Annotated in this window: 14 protein-coding genes and 2 tRNA genes; 12 read left to right on the top strand and 4 right to left on the bottom strand. The window is 71.9% G+C overall.

What is annotated here, in order from left to right; all coding sequences use genetic code 11:
- Positions 1-120: 120 nt before the first annotated feature.
- The gene (gene ettA, locus RF644_RS08215; RefSeq protein ID WP_115162786.1) at positions 121-1803 is read left to right on the top strand and encodes an energy-dependent translational throttle protein EttA; all 1683 of its coding nucleotides are present in this window, start codon (positions 121-123) and stop codon (positions 1801-1803) included.
- Between the two features lie 102 nt (positions 1804-1905).
- Here ettA and RF644_RS08210 read toward each other — a convergent pair whose 3' ends face one another.
- Positions 1906-2796 (bottom strand): acyl-CoA thioesterase, encoded by an 891-nt coding sequence (locus RF644_RS08210; protein WP_368796152.1) that lies wholly within the window; start codon positions 2794-2796, stop codon positions 1906-1908.
- A gap of 74 nt (positions 2797-2870) precedes the next feature.
- Here RF644_RS08210 and RF644_RS08205 point away from each other — a divergent pair, with 74 nt between their 5' ends.
- Both RF644_RS08205 and RF644_RS08200 read left to right on the top strand, forming a co-directional pair.
- Entirely contained in the window at positions 2871-3356 is a 486-nt protein-coding gene (locus RF644_RS08205; protein ID WP_017834576.1) for a thioesterase family protein, read from the top strand.
- Between the two features lie 5 nt (positions 3357-3361).
- Positions 3362-4030 (top strand): hypothetical protein, encoded by a 669-nt coding sequence (locus RF644_RS08200; RefSeq protein ID WP_176337493.1) that lies wholly within the window; start codon positions 3362-3364, stop codon positions 4028-4030.
- A gap of 13 nt (positions 4031-4043) precedes the next feature.
- On the opposite strand, the gene RF644_RS08195 is transcribed toward RF644_RS08200, so the two are convergent.
- Complete coding sequence (locus RF644_RS08195) at positions 4044-4463, bottom strand: globin (RefSeq protein WP_368796177.1); 420 nt, start codon at positions 4461-4463, stop codon at positions 4044-4046.
- Between the two features lie 122 nt (positions 4464-4585).
- Positions 4586-7153: an aminopeptidase N gene (gene pepN / locus RF644_RS08190; protein ID WP_368796151.1), complete on the bottom strand. Its 2568-nt coding sequence runs from the start codon at positions 7151-7153 to the stop codon at positions 4586-4588.
- A gap of 234 nt (positions 7154-7387) precedes the next feature.
- On the opposite strand from pepN, the gene RF644_RS08185 reads away from it, so the two are divergent.
- The 3 genes from RF644_RS08185 to RF644_RS08175 are packed head-to-tail and all read left to right on the top strand — an operon-like array spanning position 7388 to position 9477.
- Positions 7388-7909 (top strand): ribose-5-phosphate isomerase, encoded by a 522-nt coding sequence (locus RF644_RS08185; protein WP_368796150.1) that lies wholly within the window; start codon positions 7388-7390, stop codon positions 7907-7909.
- Positions 7910-8803: an Fpg/Nei family DNA glycosylase gene (locus tag RF644_RS08180; RefSeq protein ID WP_368796149.1), complete on the top strand. Its 894-nt coding sequence runs from the start codon at positions 7910-7912 to the stop codon at positions 8801-8803. It begins immediately after the preceding gene.
- A gap of 32 nt (positions 8804-8835) precedes the next feature.
- Complete coding sequence (locus RF644_RS08175; protein WP_368796148.1) at positions 8836-9477, top strand: methyltransferase domain-containing protein; 642 nt, start codon at positions 8836-8838, stop codon at positions 9475-9477.
- Positions 9478-9558: 81 nt separating this feature from the next.
- Here RF644_RS08175 and RF644_RS08170 read toward each other — a convergent pair.
- Positions 9559-9629 (bottom strand) — tRNA-Gly (locus RF644_RS08170).
- Positions 9630-9854: 225 nt separating this feature from the next.
- Between RF644_RS08170 and RF644_RS08165 the strand changes: the two genes are divergently transcribed.
- From RF644_RS08165 to RF644_RS08140, 6 genes are all read left to right on the top strand, one after another.
- A tRNA-Pro gene (locus RF644_RS08165) sits at positions 9855-9927 on the top strand.
- Positions 9928-10036: 109 nt separating this feature from the next.
- The gene (gene tig / locus RF644_RS08160; RefSeq protein ID WP_368796147.1) at positions 10037-11488 is read left to right on the top strand and encodes a trigger factor; all 1452 of its coding nucleotides are present in this window, start codon (positions 10037-10039) and stop codon (positions 11486-11488) included.
- A 189-nt stretch (positions 11489-11677) separates the two neighbouring features.
- A complete protein-coding gene (locus tag RF644_RS08155) occupies positions 11678-12343 on the top strand; it encodes an ATP-dependent Clp protease proteolytic subunit (RefSeq protein ID WP_017834584.1) in 666 nt (221 codons plus the stop codon).
- Positions 12344-12404: 61 nt separating this feature from the next.
- On the top strand, positions 12405-13082 hold the full coding sequence (locus RF644_RS08150) for an ATP-dependent Clp protease proteolytic subunit (RefSeq protein ID WP_017834585.1): 678 nt from the start codon (positions 12405-12407) through the stop codon (positions 13080-13082).
- A gap of 151 nt (positions 13083-13233) precedes the next feature.
- Positions 13234-14529 carry an ATP-dependent Clp protease ATP-binding subunit ClpX gene (gene clpX, locus RF644_RS08145; RefSeq protein WP_017834586.1) on the top strand — a complete coding sequence of 432 codons (1296 nt, stop codon included), beginning with the start codon at positions 13234-13236 and terminating at the stop codon, positions 14527-14529.
- Between the two features lie 64 nt (positions 14530-14593).
- On the top strand, positions 14594-15190 hold the full coding sequence (locus RF644_RS08140) for a DsbA family protein (RefSeq protein ID WP_109222440.1): 597 nt from the start codon (positions 14594-14596) through the stop codon (positions 15188-15190).
- The last annotated feature ends 38 nt before the right edge of the window (positions 15191-15228 follow it).

Below are 15228 nucleotides of genomic sequence, written 5' to 3'. Positions count from 1 at the left end.
GCTCCCCGGGCCGAGCCGTCCCGGCACGGGGACGGAGCCGGTGACCGAGGCGCGGCCACCGGTCCGTCCCCGCCCGGTGGCCGCCCCTCGGCCTCCGCGGAGCGGGGTAGCCTTGAGGGCATGGCGGAATTCATCTACACAATGTCCAAGGCCCGCAAGACCGTGGGCGACAAAGTCATCCTGGACGACGTCACCATGTCGTTCTACCCCGGCGCGAAGATCGGCGTCGTGGGACCCAACGGGGCCGGCAAGTCCACCATCCTCAAGATCATGGCCGGCCTCGACCAGCCGTCCAACGGCGAGGCCCGGCTCAGCCCCGGCTACACCGTCGGCATCCTGCTCCAGGAGCCGCCGCTGAACGAGGAGAAGACCGTCCTGGGCAACGTCGAGGAGGGCGTGGGCGAGATCAAGGCGAAGGTCGACCGCTTCAACGCGATCTCCGAGGAGATGGCCCAGCCGGACGCCGACTTCGACTCCCTCATGGAGGAGATGGGCAAGCTCCAGGAGGACATCGACGCCGCCAACGCCTGGGACCTCGACTCCCAGCTGGAGCAGGCGATGGACGCCCTGCGCTGCCCGCCGCCGGACGCCGACGTCACGGTCCTCTCCGGTGGTGAGCGCCGCCGCGTGGCCCTGTGCAAGCTGCTGCTGCAGAAGCCGGACCTCCTGCTGCTCGACGAGCCCACCAACCACCTCGACGCCGAGTCCGTGCTGTGGCTGGAGCAGCACCTGAAGGACTACCACGGTGCCGTCATGGCCGTGACCCACGACCGGTACTTCCTCGACCACGTGGCCGAGTGGATCTGCGAGGTCGACCGCGGCCGGCTGTACGGCTACGAGGGCAACTACTCGGCCTACCTCGAGACCAAGCGCGCCCGCATGGAGGTGCAGGGCAAGAAGGACGCCAAGCAGGCCAAGCGGCTGGCCGACGAGCTCGAGTGGGTGCGCTCCAACGCCAAGGGCCGCCAGGCGAAGTCGAAGGCCCGCCTGGCCCGCTACGAGGAGATGGCCGCCGAGGCCGAGAAGACCCGCAAGCTGGACTTCGAGGAGATCCAGATCCCGCCGGGACCCCGTCTGGGCAACCTCGTGATCGAGGCGAAGGACCTGCAGAAGGGCTTCGGGGACCGCTCCCTCATCAAGGGCCTGTCCTTCTCCCTGCCGCGCAACGGCATCGTGGGCGTCATCGGCCCCAACGGCGTCGGCAAGTCGACGCTGTTCAAGACCATCGTCGGCATGGAGGAGCTGGACGGCGGGGAGCTGAAGATCGGCGACTCCGTCAAGATCTCCTACGTGGACCAGAACCGCGCGAACCTCGACGCCAGCAAGTCGCTGTGGGAGGTCGTCTCGGACGGCCTGGACTACATCAACGTCGGCAACGTCGAGATGCCCTCGCGCGCCTACGTCTCCGCGTTCGGCTTCAAGGGCCCCGACCAGCAGAAGAAGGCCGGGGTGCTCTCGGGCGGAGAGCGCAACCGGCTGAACCTGGCCATGACCCTCAAGCAGGGCGGCAACCTGCTGCTCCTCGACGAGCCCACCAACGACCTCGACGTCGAGACCCTCGGCTCCCTGGAGAACGCGCTGCTGGAGTTCCCGGGCTGCGCCGTGGTCGTCTCCCACGACCGGTGGTTCCTCGACCGGGTCGCCACCCACATCCTCGCGTGGGAGGGCACCGAGGAGGAGCCGGACCAGTGGTACTGGTTCGAGGGCAACTTCGAGTCCTACGAGGCCAACAAGGTGGAGCGCCTCGGCGCCGACGCCGCGCGGCCGCACCGCGTCACCCACCGCCGCCTCACCCGCGACTGACGCAGGGCCGGGCCCGGAGCCCGTGCCGCCGGAGGGGCCCGCCGGGCGGGAAGGAGCAGCTCCTTCCCGCCCGGCGGGCCCCTCCGGCGTGCTCCGGTGCGGTCAGGAGAACTCCGGGAAGCGCATCATGCCCTCCTGGGCGGTCGTGGCGACGAGCCGGCCGTCCCGGGAGAACATCCGGCCCACCCCGAGGCCGCGGGCCGAGGAGGCGTTGGGGGAGGACTGCACGTAGAGCAGCCACTCGTCGGCGCGGGTCTCCCGGTGCCACCACATCGCGTGGTCGAGGGAGGCGATGTTCATGCCGGGCTCGATCCACGTCCTGCCGTGCAGGCGCAGGATGGGCTCGAGCAGCGTGTAGTCGCTCGCGTAGGCGAGCGCGGCGCGGTGGATGTTCGGGTCGTCCGGCAGCGGCTTGAGGGTCTTGATCCACACGGCGTTGAACGGCTCTCCCCGGGAGTCCGGCTTGAAGTAGATCGGCTCCGTGATGTACCGCATGTCGAAGGGCCGCTCGTGCGCGATCGCCTGCGCCTCGGGGGCGTCGACGTGGCCGAGCAGCTCCACGGCGCTGGGCAGGGACTCCGGCTCGGGCAGGTTCCGGGGGGACTCGTCCTGGTGGTCCAGGCCCCGGGCCGGTACCTGGAAGGACGCGATGGCCGAGAGGATGGCGCGCCCTTCCTGGTAGGCGTGCACGCGGCGGGCGGAGAAGGACCGCCCGTCCCGGATCCGCTCCACCCCGAAGGTGATCGGCTGGGACACGTCCCCGGCGCGCAGGAAGTACGCGTGCATCGAGTGGATGATCCGCTCCGGCTCCACGGTGCGCATGGCGGCGGTCGCGGCCTGCGCCAGGACCTGCCCGCCGTAGACCCGGCCGCGTGCGGGGGAGATGGAGTGGCCCACGTAGATGTCCTCGAGGGTGCGCGCGCCACCCCCGTCCGCGAGGTCGAGCATGTCGAGCAGGGCCTGCGTGGGGTCCGGGATCGGGCTGTAGGTCATGGTCTTCACTCTAGCCAAGCCGCCGGTCGCGCCGGGGCGCGTCCGGCGCGCCCGGGTGTGATGGGATGGGGGGCATGTCTTCGCTGCTGATCCCCATCCAGATGCGCTTCGGCGACATCGACAGCTACGGCCACGTCAACAACGTCACCATGCTCCAGTATCTCGAGGACGCCCGGGTCCGGCTCATGGCTCGTCCGCTGCCCGAGGACGCCGCCGCGGGGGTCCCGGAGGGCGCGACGTTCCGCACCCTGCTGGGGGACCTGATGACCGTGATCGGCCGGCAGGAGGTCGAGTACACGCAGCAGCTGCTGTACCGCGACGACCCGGTGTCCGTGCGGGTGTGGGTCTCCTCCGTGGGCGGGTCGAGCTTCGTGCTGGACTACGCGGTCCAGGAGGAGGACGGTTCGCGCGTCTACGCCGTGGCCCAGACGGTCGTCGTCGTGATCGACCGCTCCTCCGGACGGCCGGTGCGCCTCGACGACACGCAGCGGGGCCTGCTCGAGCAGTGGCAGGACGCCCCGACCCGCTTCGCCCGCCGGCCCGCGCCGGCGGAGGCCTGAGCCCCGTGGGCCGGTCCCTTCCGCTGACGGACCCGCGGGACGTCGCCGACCTGCGGACGTACCTGTCCCGGGCCCGCGGGGTGGACCCGCAGGGCGCGGTGCGCTTCCAGGCGCGCGGGCGGGCCCTCGGCGTCTACGTGTGCGTGCTCGAGCCCCACGGCCTGCTGGACACCACGCCCACGGTCCTGGGCCTGCGCACCGCCGCGCTGGCCGGAGAGCAGGCCCTGGACGTCACCGTCCCGCTCGGCGGGGTCCTCGACCGGATGCCGCGCCAGGACCAGGACGCCACGGACGTGGGCCTGCCCCCCGTGGACGCGAACGTCTCGTGGGCGGGCATCGCCCCGCCCCTGGGCGGGTGGACCCCGGTGGGCTCCGTCGCCGGGGACGCGCTGCGCGAGGTCGCCCGGGCCGGGATCGCCGAGGTCGCCCGGGCGGTGCCCACGGACGCGGGCGCCGCCGTCGTGGACACCGTGCGCTCGCAGGTCTGGGGTCGGTCGTCCGGGTGGGCGGAGCCGCTCGCGGGTCGGCTGACGGGGGCGCCGCTGCCGGACGGCGCGGCGTTCGCCGCGTACTCGCTCGGCTTCCTGCGCCCGGGCGCGGAGGTCGCCGTCGCGGAGAACGGCCGCTGGGTGCGCCTGAGCACCCCCGGCGGGCACGTCCTGGCCAAGCGCTGAGACTCCCGGGGGATCAGCCGGGACGGTTGATCATGGCGTGGGCGGCGCGGTCGAAGTAGTCCCAGATGATCCCGTCGTGCAGCGGGGAGAGTTCCAGGGTGTCCAGGGCCGCGCGCATGTGCGTCAGCCACGTCTCGCGCGCCCACGTGTCCACGGGGAACGGCATGTGCCGCATCCGCAGCCGCGGGTGCCCGCGCTGCTCCGAGTAGGTGGTCGGCCCGCCCCAGTACTGCTCGAGGAACATCCGCAGCCGTTCCTCGGCGGGGCCGAGGTCGTCCTCCGGGTAGAGCGCCCGGAACCGCTCGTCCTCGGCCACCCGGGCGTAGAACTCGTGCACGAGCTTCACGAACGTCTCGTGCCCGCCCATCTGGTCGTAGAACGACGACGCCGTGCCGGCCTCGGCCTGCTCCCGCTCGTCGCCGACCTGCGGCACGGGGCGGCGCAGCTGGGACAGGGGCGCCCCGACCGCGAAGGAGCGCGCCCCGGGCGGCGCCGCCGCGGCGGGGTCGGTGCGCGGGTCCTGGCCGGCCTGACCGGGGCGCTGCTGCTCGTCGCTCATGCGCGCACCACCTCGTAGGCGGCGTCCACGGCCTGCGCCCGGACCGCGCGGGCCGTCGCGTCGCGCTGCTCGAGCACCAGCCGGCGGAGTCCGTGCAGGTCCTCGGGCAGGTCTGCGAGGAAGGCGTCCGCGGCGTCGACCGTCTCCTGGGCGGGGATGTTCGGGTACATGCCGGTCGCGATCTGCTGGGCCAGCTCGTGGGTCCGGGTGCGCCACACGCCGGGGATCGCCGCGAAGTACTGCTCGGCCCAGGGCGCCAGCAGGGAGGTGTCGGCGGCCGTGCGGAAGCCGTCGATCGCCGCGTCCTGGATGGAGTTGGGCAGGGACCCGTCCACCATGATCTGCTGCCACGCCCGGGCCTTGGCCTCGGCCGTGGGGATCGCGGCCCGGGCGCGGGCGGCCGCGATCGCGCCGTTCTCGGTGTTGTCCTGCGCGAGCATCGCGTCCACCTCGGCGTCGCCGGCACGCCCGCCGGCGCACAGCGCGGTGAGCAGGCTCCAGCGCAGGTCGGTGTCCAGCGCCAGGCCCTCCAGGGCGCGCCGTCCGTCGAGGAGCTGCTCGAGGACGTCCAGCTGCTCGTCGGTGCGGGCGTGCCGGGCGAAGGCCCGGAGGAACTGCAGCTGCTGGTCGGAGCCGGGCGCCGCCTCCTCGGTGAGCCGGCGGAGCCGGTCGGCGGCGGCGCGCACGGTGGCCCCGCGCACGGACTCGGCCACGTAGCCGTCGAGCACGGTGTCCAGCTGGCGCAGCTGCACCTGGATGCCGGTCGAGGACGTCTCGTGGGCGATGTTGCCGAGCACGAGCTCCACGTAGCGGCGGGCGGGCGTCTCGCCGTCGTGCACGCCGTCCCACACGGACGCCTGGACGAGGGCGCGCGGGAGCGTGTCCTCGAAGTTCTTCAGGTGGGTCAGGGCGGTGTCCAGGGAGCACTCGTCGAGGCGGATCTTCGCGTAGGCGAGGTCGTCGTCGTTGAGCAGCACGAGGTCCGGCAGCTCCCGGCCCACCAGCTGCGGCACCTCCGTGGACGGGCCGTCGACGTCGAGCTCGACCCGGTGCGTGCGCACGAGCTTGCCCTGCTCCCCGTCGTGGTCGTAGAAGCCCACGGCCAGGCGGTGCGGGCGCAGCGTGGGGTGCTCGTCGGGGGCGGTCTGCCGGATCCGGAAGGAGCGGATGATCCCGTCCTGGTCGGTCTCGAGCTCCGGGGTCAGCGTGTTCACCCCGGCGGTCTCGAGCCACTTCGCGGCCCACTCGTCGAGGTCCCGGCCGCTGGCCTCCTCGAGCCGGACCATGAGGTCGCGCAGCTCGGTGTTGCCCCACGCGTGCTCCCGGAAGTACCGGTTCAGCCCGGCCATGAACTGCTCCTGGCCCACCCAGGCCACCAGCTGCTTGAGCACCGAGGCGCCCTTGGCGTAGGTGATGCCGTCGAAGTTCACCAGCACGTCCTCGAGGTCCCGGATCTCGGCCTTGATGGGGTGGGTGGTGGGCAGCTGGTCCTGCTCGTAGCCCCAGGACTTCTCCCCGGCGGCGAACGTGGTCCACGCCTCCGTGTACCGGGTGTTCTCCGCCGCGGCGAGGGTGGACATGAACTCGGCGAAGGACTCGTTGAGCCACAGGTCGTTCCACCAGCGCATGGTCACGAAGTCCCCGAACCACATGTGGGCCAGCTCGTGCAGGACCGTGATGGCCCGCCGCTCCACCCGGGCCTGCGTGGGCCGGGAGCGGAAGACGTAGAGCTCCACGAAGGTCACCGCGCCGGCGTTCTCCATGGCCCCGGCGTTGAACTGCGGGACGAACAGCTGGTCGTACTTCTCGAACGGGTAGGGCACCCCGAACTGCGCCTCGAAGAACTCGAAGCCGCGCTTGGTGATGCCGAACATCTCCTCCGCCTCGACGTGCTCCACGAGCGAGCGGCGGGCGTACAGGCCCAGGGGGATCGTGCGGCCGTCGGCGCTGGTGAGCTCGTCGTGCACGGACGCGTACGGGCCGGCGATCAGCGCCGTGACGTAGCAGGGGACCACCGGGGTGGGGGTGAAGGACCACGTGGCGGCGCCCTCGCCGGCGGCGACGGGCTCCGGGGTGGGCTGGGTCGAGACGACCGTCCAGTGCGCGGGGGCCGTGACCGTGAACGCGAAGCGGGCCTTGAGGTCCGGCTGCTCGAACACGGCGAACACGCGCCGGGTGTCCGCCACCTCGAACTGGGTGTAGAGGTAGACCTCGTCGTCGACCGGGTCCACGAACCGGTGCAGCCCCTCGCCGGTGTTCATGTACCGGCAGTCCGACTCGACCGTGAGCACGTTGTCCGCGGCGAGCCCGGGCAGCCGGATCCGCACGCCGTCCGAGACCTCGGCGGGATCGAGCTCGGTGCCGTTGAGCACCACGGAGTGCACCGCGTCGGTGATCGCGTCGATGAACGTCGAGGCGCCCGGGGTCGCCCGGAAGCGCACGGTGGTCGTGGAGCGGAAGACGCGCTCGCCGCGGGTCAGGTCGAGGACCACCTCGTAGGCGTCCACCGCCACGGTCTCGGCCCGCGCGGCCGCCTCCTGGCGGGTCAGGTTGGTTCCGGGCACTTCAGTGCCGTCCTCTCGTCGGGGTCGGGGTCGGGTCGGGATGGCTCGGGATCGGGGCGTCCGCGACCGGTGGGCCGCAGGGGATCGTCCCATTATGTCAGCCGGGTCCCGGCCGCCCGGGGAGGCCCTGCGGTGTGCGCGGCACGCACTACGCTGGAGGGCGGCCGGTCCGTCCGCTCGGGCCCTGCGCCTCGATCCCGCCCCGTTCCCGCGAACCCCAGGAGCACGCCGCCCATGCGCGTCCACATCGCCACCGACCACGCCGGCCTGGACCTCTCCCGCTACCTGGTCGAGGAGCTCGTCGCCGCCGGCTACGACCTCGTCGACCACGGCCCCGCCGAGTACGACGCCCTCGACGACTACCCCGCGTTCTGCATCAGCGCCGCGCGCGCCGTCCGGGCGGACCGGAAGGCGGGGCTCGACTCCCTCGGCATCGTCCTGGGCGGGTCGGGCAACGGCGAGCAGATCGCCGCCAACAAGGTCGAGGGCATCCGTGCCGCCCTGGCCTGGAACCTGGACACCGCCCGGCTCGCGCGCCAGCACAACGACGCCCAGGTCGTGGCCGTCGGTGGGCGCCAGCACCCCCAGGAGGAGGCGCTGGCGATCGTCCGGGCGTTCCTCGCGGAGCCCTTCTCCGGGGACGAGCGCCACGAGCGCCGGATCGCCCAGATCGGCGAGTACGAGTCCACCGGCACCGTCGCGGGCAAACTCGAGGACCTGCGCCCGCGCGAGTTCCCGGCCGCCCGGGAGGCCTGAGTGCCGGAGGGCCACTCGGTCCACCGCCTCGCCCGCCAGTTCGCCGACTGCTTCTCAGGCCAGGCCCTGGCCGTGAGCTCCCCGCAGGGACGCTTCGCCGCCGGGGCGCACGCCCTGGACGGCGCCGTGCTCGAGGGGGCGCGGGCCCACGGCAAGCAGCTGTTCCTCGACTTCGCGGGGGACCGGGTGCTGCGCTCGCACCTCGGCCTCTACGGCGCGTGGAGCTTCGGCGGCACCGACCGCTTCCGCGGCGCCTCCTCCATCGGGGCCCCGCGCCGGATCGGGGAGCAGGAGGCACACGACGACGACGACGCCGCCCCCGCCGGCCCGCTGCTGCCGCCGGCGCCCGTGGGGGCGGTGCGCGTGCGGCTGGTCGGGGACGAGGGCTGGGCCGATCTGCGCGGGCCGACGCTGTGCGTGCTGGAGAGCTCCGCCGAGGCCGAGGCGGCCCGGGCGCGGCTGGGCCCGGACCCGCTCGACCCGCACGCGGACCCCGCGCCCTTCGTGGCCGCCGTGCGGCGCAGCCGCCGCCCGGTGGGCGCGCTGCTCATGGACCAGGCCGTGCTGGCCGGGGTGGGCAACATCTTCCGGGCGGAGTCCCTGTTCCGCCGCGGACTGGACCCGATGACGCCGGGGCGCGCCCTCGACGAGCCGGCGCTGCTGGAGCTGTGGGCGGAGAACGCGGCCCTCATGCGCACGGGCGTGCGGCTGGGCCGGATCCTGACGACCGACGCCGCTGACCGCCCGGGGATCTCGGAGGCGCAGGCGTGGCCCGGGCACGCCCACCTCGTCTACAAGCGCCAGGGCCTGCCGTGCCGCCGGTGCGGGACGCCCGTGGCGGCGGGGGAGCTGGAGGGGCGCACGCTCTACTGGTGCCCCTCCTGCCAGCGCTGACCGCGCCGGGTTCCACGGCGTAGCCTGGATCCGTGTCCAGTTGCTGCGGCGCGCCCGGCTACCGGCGCGTCTTCGGCCCCCGCTTCGCGCGGCGCCTCGCCCGCCGGTACCGGCGGCGGGGCCTCGACCGCGCCTCCCGGCGGGTCGTGGAGTTCCTCGCCGCCCAGGGTGTCGAGGGGGCCAGCGTGTTGGAGATCGGCGGCAGCGTGGGCGGGATCCAGCTCGAGCTGCTGCGCCGGGGCGCCGCGCGGACCACGAACCTGGAGCTCGTGGACTCCTACGAGGCCGAGGCCGCGGAGCTGGCCGCCGCCGCCGGGGTGGCCGGCCGCGTGGTGCGCCGGCAGCTCGACATCGCGACGGACCCGGAGGCGGTCGCTCCGCACGACGTCGTGGTGCTGCACCGGGTCGTGTGCTGCTACCCCGACCACGAACGGCTCCTGGGCGCCGCCGCGGACCGTGCCACGCGCCTGCTCGTGTTCAGCCACCCGCCCGGGCACCGCCTCCTGCGGGCTCTCGCCGCCCTGGAGAACCTCGGCCTCCGCGCCGCCGGGACGCCCTTCCGCACCTACGTGCACTCCCCGGCGGCCATGCTCGCCGTCCTGCAGGAGCACGGGCTGCGTCCCGTGCACGCGGACCGGGGCGCGGTGTGGCAGGTGGTCGGGCTGCGCCGCTGAGACGCGCCGGGAGCCGGGCCGAGGTGCCGGCGGAACGACGAACGCCCCGGTCCAGCGGGACCGGGGCGTTCGTGCACGGAGAGGGGATGACGGGAATCGAACCCGCGTAATCAGTTTGGAAGACTGAGGCTCTACCATTGAGCTACATCCCCGCGGAGCGCTCTGTCGAGGCCTTCCCATTAACCGGCCCGGCGCGCGCGGTGTCAAATCCCGGGGCCTCGTCGCACCCGCGGAGCGCGGCCGGCAGAACGCCGGCGGGCCGTGCGGAGCGGGGTCCGGCGGGCCGAGGTGCGGCCCCGTCCGCCCAGCCGGTAGACTCGCCGGTGGTCCGTGCTCGTGCACCGGACCGCAGTCGTTGCAGCCGAGGCTGCAGGTACCGGGGCGTAGCGTAGTGGCTAGCGCGCCTGCTTTGGGAGCAGGAGATCGCAGGTTCGAGTCCTGTCGCCCCGACGTTGGAGCGGCTGCCCGGTCCTGCCGGGCAGCCGCCTTCCCGACTGTCCCGGGCCGGAGAGCGGCACCGGAAGACCCAACCGACCTACCACTCAGGAGTGCAGCGGAAGTGAAGAGCGCCGTCGAGAAACTCAACCCCACCCAGGTCAAGATCGTGGTGGACGTCCCGTTCGCGGAACTGAAGCCGTTCATCGACCAGACCTACACCTCGCTCGCCAACCAGATCCAGGTCCCCGGCTTCCGCCGCGGCAAGGTTCCGGCGCGGCTGATCGAGCAGCGCGTGGGCTTCGACTTCGTCGTCGAGAACGCGCTCAACGAGGGCCTGAACACCTTCTTCCAGCAGGCGCTGGCGGAGAACGAGATCACCCCGCTGACCCAGCCCCAGGTCGAGGTCCTCGCCAAGCCGGACGAGACGGACCGCGAGGCCGACGTCAAGGTCGAGATCGACGTGGCCGTGCGCCCCGAGATCGAGCTGCCGGACTACAAGGGCCTCGAGGTCGAGGTGGAGGCCCGCGAGGCCTCCGCCGAGGACGAGCAGAAGGCCCTCGACGAGCTGCGCGGGCGCTTCGGCACCCTCAAGACCGTGGACCGTCCCGCCGTCGAGGGCGACTTCGTCACCCTCGACCTGCAGGCCCTGGTCGACGGCGAGGAGGTCGACGCCGCCAACGACCTGTCCTACCAGGTGGGCGCCGGCACGATGCTCGATGGCATGGACGAGGCCATCACCGGTCTGTCCGCCGACGAGGACGCCACCTTCGAGACCAAGCTCGCCGGCGGCGAGCACAGCGGCGAGGACGCCGTCGTCAAGGTCAAGGTCACCGCCGTCAAGGAGCGCGAGCTGCCCGAGGCCGACGACGAGTTCGCCCAGCTGGCCTCCGAGTTCGACACCATCGAGGAGCTCAAGGAGGACCTGAAGAAGCAGGCCGCCGAGGGCACCGTGGTGGAGCAGGGCGTCGAGGCCCGCGACAAGGTCCTGGAGAAGCTGCTGGCCCTCGTGGAGATCCCCGTGCCGCAGGCCGTGATCGACGAGCAGATCGCCCAGCACTTCGACAACCCGCAGGCCGAGGCGGACCACGACACCGCGGACCACCGGGCCGAGGTGCAGAAGAACGCCGAGGACGCGTTCCGCAACGAGATCGTGCTGGACGCGGTCGCCGAGGCCGAGGAGATCGGCGTCGAGCAGTCCGAGCTGATCGACTACATCATCAACATGTCCCAGCAGTACGGCATGGACCCGAACCAGTTCGCCCAGCTGCTCGACTCCTCGGGCCAGGCCGGCCTGATGGTGGGCGAGGTGCGCCGCCGCAAGGCCCTGGCCAAGGTCCTGGAGTACGCGACGGTCACCGACACCGAGGGCAACACGGTGGACCTCTCCGAGTTCGTGCGCCCGCAGGGCGAGGAGCAGGCGGGGGAGCCCGCCGAGGAGGTCGAGCCCGAGGAGACCACCGCGGCCCCGACCCCCGGCACCGAGGAGGAGTCCGCCGACTCGCCCGAGTCCGGGGAGTCCGCCGACTCCCCGGAGTCGGCCGACTCGGCCGACTCCCCGGACTCCGCCAAGTGACGTCCTGACACCGCTCCCGACGACGCCGCCGTCCCGCCCGGGACGGCGGCGTCGTCGTGTGCGGCGGGCGCGCCCGCGACCATGCGCCATCAGCGAACAACCCGGACGGGGACCGGCCGGGACCCGGGGCGGGCACTAGTGTTCTGTTCAGAGATCACCGGACCACACGGACGAAAGAGGCACTGTTACATGACCTCCGCTCACGAGTCGCCGTTCGGCTCGACCCACGCAACCTCCACCGGACCGCGCCTGCAGGGCGGCGGCCCCATGGGCGGCCAGGACGACTACGTCTACAACCGGCTGCTCAAGGAGCGCATCATCTGGCTGGGCTCCGAGGTGCGCGACGACAACGCGAACCTCATCTGCTCGCAGATGCTGCTGCTCTCGGCCGAGGACCCCCAGGCGGACATCTTCCTGTACATCAACTCCCCGGGCGGCTCCGTCACGGCGGGCATGGCGATCTACGACACCATGCAGCTCATCCCGAACGACGTGGTGACCGTGGCCACTGGCCTGGCCGCGTCGATGGGCCAGTTCCTGCTGTCCTCGGGCACCAAGGGCAAGCGCTACTCCACCCCGAACGCCCGGATCCTCATGCACCAGCCCTCCGGCGGCATGGGCGGCACCGCCTCGGACATCCGGGTGCAGGCCGAGCTCATCCTGTCGATGAAGCAGCGCCTCGCGGAGCTCACCGCCGAGCAGACCGGGCAGTCCCTGGAGACGATCCTCCGGGACAACGACCGCGACAACTGGTTCGACGCCCAGCGCGGCCTCGAGTACGGCTTCTTCGACCACATCGCCAGCTCGGCCGGCTCCATGACCGGCGGCGGCGGGACCATGAAGGACCAGGAGTAGGACCTCGGCGGTCCCACCACGTCATCAGGCACGCTCTTCCAGACCTCCGAGGAACTCAACCATGACCTTCACCCACGGACCTTCGTCCACGGCCGGTTCCGCGGCCGCCCTGCCCACCAGCCGCTACGTGCTCCCCGACTTCGAGGAGCGCACCCCCTACGGGTACCGCCGGCAGAACCCCTACACCAAGCTGTTCGAGGACCGGATCATCTTCCTGGGCGTCCAGGTCGACGACGCCTCGGCCGACGACGTCATGGCGCAGCTGCTCGTGCTCGAGGCGCAGGACGCCGACCGGGACATCACGATGTACATCAACTCCCCCGGCGGGTCGTTCACCGCGATGACCGCGATCTACGACACCATGCAGTTCATCCGCCCCGAGGTCCAGACGGTGTGCCTCGGACAGGCCGCGTCCGCGGCGGCCGTCCTGCTCGCCGGCGGCACCCCCGGCAAGCGCCTGGCCCTGCCGAACGCCCGCGTGCTCATCCACCAGCCGGCCATGTCCGGTCAGGGCGGGGGCCAGGCCTCGGACATCGAGATCCAGGCCAACGAGATCATGCGCATGCGCGAGTGGCTGGAGGAGACCCTGGCCCTGCACTCCGGCAAGACCGCCGAGGAGGTCAACCGGGACATCGAGCGCGACAAGATCCTCACCGCGTCCGCCGCCAAGGAGTACGGGATCGTGGACCACGTCCTGGAGTCCCGGAAGATCCACAAGCCCGCGACCGTCACCTCCTGACCCGGGCGACCCGCCGCAGCCCACCCGCAGCGCCCCGGTGCGCCGCGACCCGACCGGTCGCGGCGCACCGGGGCGCCCTGGTGTTGGGGCGGGACCCGGTCCTCGCCTATCCTGGACGAGGATTCCCGTACCCCGACCAGAGGACTGTTTCATGGCGCGCATCGGCGAGACCGCGGATCTGCTCAAGTGCTCCTTCTGCGGCAAGAGCCAGAAGCAGGTCCGCAAGCTCATCGCGGGCCCGCGCGTCTACATCTGCGACGAGTGCATCGAGCTGTGCAACGAGATCATCGAGGAGGAGCTGAGCGAGGTCAAGGACCTCGAGCAGCAGGAGCTCCCCACGCCCCACGAGATCTACCAGCACCTCCACCAGTACGTGATCGGCCAGGAGACCGCCAAGCGGGCGCTGGCCGTGGCCGTGTACAACCACTACAAGCGGGTCCGGGCCGGCGAGAACGGCAAGCCCCTGTCCCTGGCCACGGCGGCCGGTGACGAGGACGTCGAGATCGCCAAGTCCAACATCCTGCTGGTCGGCCCCACCGGCTCCGGCAAGACGTACCTGGCCCAGTCCCTGGCCCGCAAGCTCGACGTGCCCTTCGCGGTGGCGGACGCCACGTCCCTCACGGAGGCCGGCTACGTCGGCGAGGACGTCGAGAACATCCTGCTCAAGCTCATCCAGGCGGCGGACTACGACGTCAAGCGGGCCGAGACGGGGATCATCTACATCGACGAGATCGACAAGATCTCCCGCAAGTCCGAGAACCCCTCGATCACCCGCGACGTCTCCGGCGAGGGCGTGCAGCAGGCGCTGCTGAAGATCCTCGAGGGCACCGTGGCCTCGGTGCCCCCGCAGGGCGGGCGCAAGCACCCGCAGCAGGAGTTCATCCAGATCGACACCACCAACGTGCTGTTCGTCGTGGCCGGCGCCTTCGCCGGGCTCGAGGACATCGTGGACTCCCGGGCGGGCCGGACGAGCATCGGCTTCGGCGCGGAGCTGAAGCAGAGCGGGCCGCGCCACGAGGTGATGGCCGACGTCATGCCGGAGGACCTGCTGAAGTTCGGCCTGATCCCCGAGCTGATCGGCCGTCTGCCCGTGGTGACCACGCTGCGCGAGCTGTCGGTGGCCGACCTCACCCGCATCCTGACCGAGCCGCGCAACGCGCTCGTGAAGCAGTACAAGAAGATGTTCCAGCTGGACGGCGTCGAGCTGACGTTCGACCCCGAGGCGCTGACCGCCGTCGCCGAGCTCGCGATCCAGCGGGGCACGGGCGCCCGCGGGCTGCGCGCCATCCTCGAGGACGTGCTCCAGCCCGTCATGTTCGAGCTCCCCAGCCGGGAGGACATCGCCGCCGTGCTGGTCACCGCCGAGGCCGTGGCCAAGCAGGCCGAGCCGGAGATCATCACCCACGAGATGATCCGCGAGGAGCAGAACCGGAACAAAACCGCCTGATCCGTGGCTTCTACCCGGTGACGCGTCCGCCACTCCCGGCGGACGCCCGCACGAGAGGAAGCTGATGACGGACAAGGTGGAGTTCTGGTTCGACCCCCTGTGCCCCTGGGCCTGGATGACCTCGCGGTGGATGGAGGAGGTCGAGCGGCTGCGCGACGTCGAGGTGCACTGGCGGATCATCTCGCTGGGCATCCTCAACGAGGAGAACCCCGGCAACCACCACCACGGCCACGAGGAATCGATGTGGCTCGTGCGCGTGGTCGAGGCTGCGGCCCGCGCCCACGGTGACGAGTACAACAAGAGGCTCTACGACGCCATGGGCACGCGGCGCCACCCCGGGGGGATCGAGGACCTGGAGCGGATCATCACCGAGTCCCTCGAAGAGGTCGGCCTGCCCGCGGAACTCGCGGCGGCCCGGCACGCCACCGAGTTCGACGACGCGCTGCGGGCCTCCACGGAGGCCGCCCAGGCGGTCGCCGGCGAGGACATCGGCACGCCCTGCATCTCCGTCAACGGCGTGGGCTTCTTCGGACCCGTCTTCACGCCGGCGCCCCGGGGCGAGGACGCCGCCCGGGTCTGGGACGGCTGCCTGGCCCTGGTCTCCCACCACGGGTTCTACGAGCTCAAGCGCGGTCGTGACGAGGGCCCGATCTTCGACTGAGCAACGACCCGGACCGACCCGGGTCCCGGACAGCACGA

This window comes from Kocuria sp. CPCC 205258 (assembly GCF_040981005.1).
Classification (GTDB): Bacteria; Actinomycetota; Actinomycetes; order Actinomycetales; family Micrococcaceae; genus Kocuria; species Kocuria rosea.
Note: the sequence above shows the minus strand (reverse complement) of the source record. Positions and strands in the feature narration are given on the sequence as shown.

What these genes read in the sequence shown, in the direction of transcription:
- ettA (WP_115162786.1), top strand. Translation starts at nt 121, where the DNA reads ATGGCGGAATTCATCTACACAATGTCCAAGGCCCGCAAGACCGTGGGC.
- RF644_RS08210 (WP_368796152.1), bottom strand. Translation starts at nt 2,796, where the DNA reads ATGACCTACAGCCCGATCCCGGACCCCACGCAGGCCCTGCTCGACATG.
- RF644_RS08205 (WP_017834576.1), top strand. Translation starts at nt 2,871, where the DNA reads ATGTCTTCGCTGCTGATCCCCATCCAGATGCGCTTCGGCGACATCGAC.
- RF644_RS08185 (WP_368796150.1), top strand. Translation starts at nt 7,388, where the DNA reads ATGCGCGTCCACATCGCCACCGACCACGCCGGCCTGGACCTCTCCCGC.
- RF644_RS08155 (WP_017834584.1), top strand. Translation starts at nt 11,678, where the DNA reads ATGACCTCCGCTCACGAGTCGCCGTTCGGCTCGACCCACGCAACCTCC.
- RF644_RS08150 (WP_017834585.1), top strand. Translation starts at nt 12,405, where the DNA reads ATGACCTTCACCCACGGACCTTCGTCCACGGCCGGTTCCGCGGCCGCC.
- clpX (WP_017834586.1), top strand. Translation starts at nt 13,234, where the DNA reads ATGGCGCGCATCGGCGAGACCGCGGATCTGCTCAAGTGCTCCTTCTGC.
- RF644_RS08140 (WP_109222440.1), top strand. Translation starts at nt 14,594, where the DNA reads ATGACGGACAAGGTGGAGTTCTGGTTCGACCCCCTGTGCCCCTGGGCC.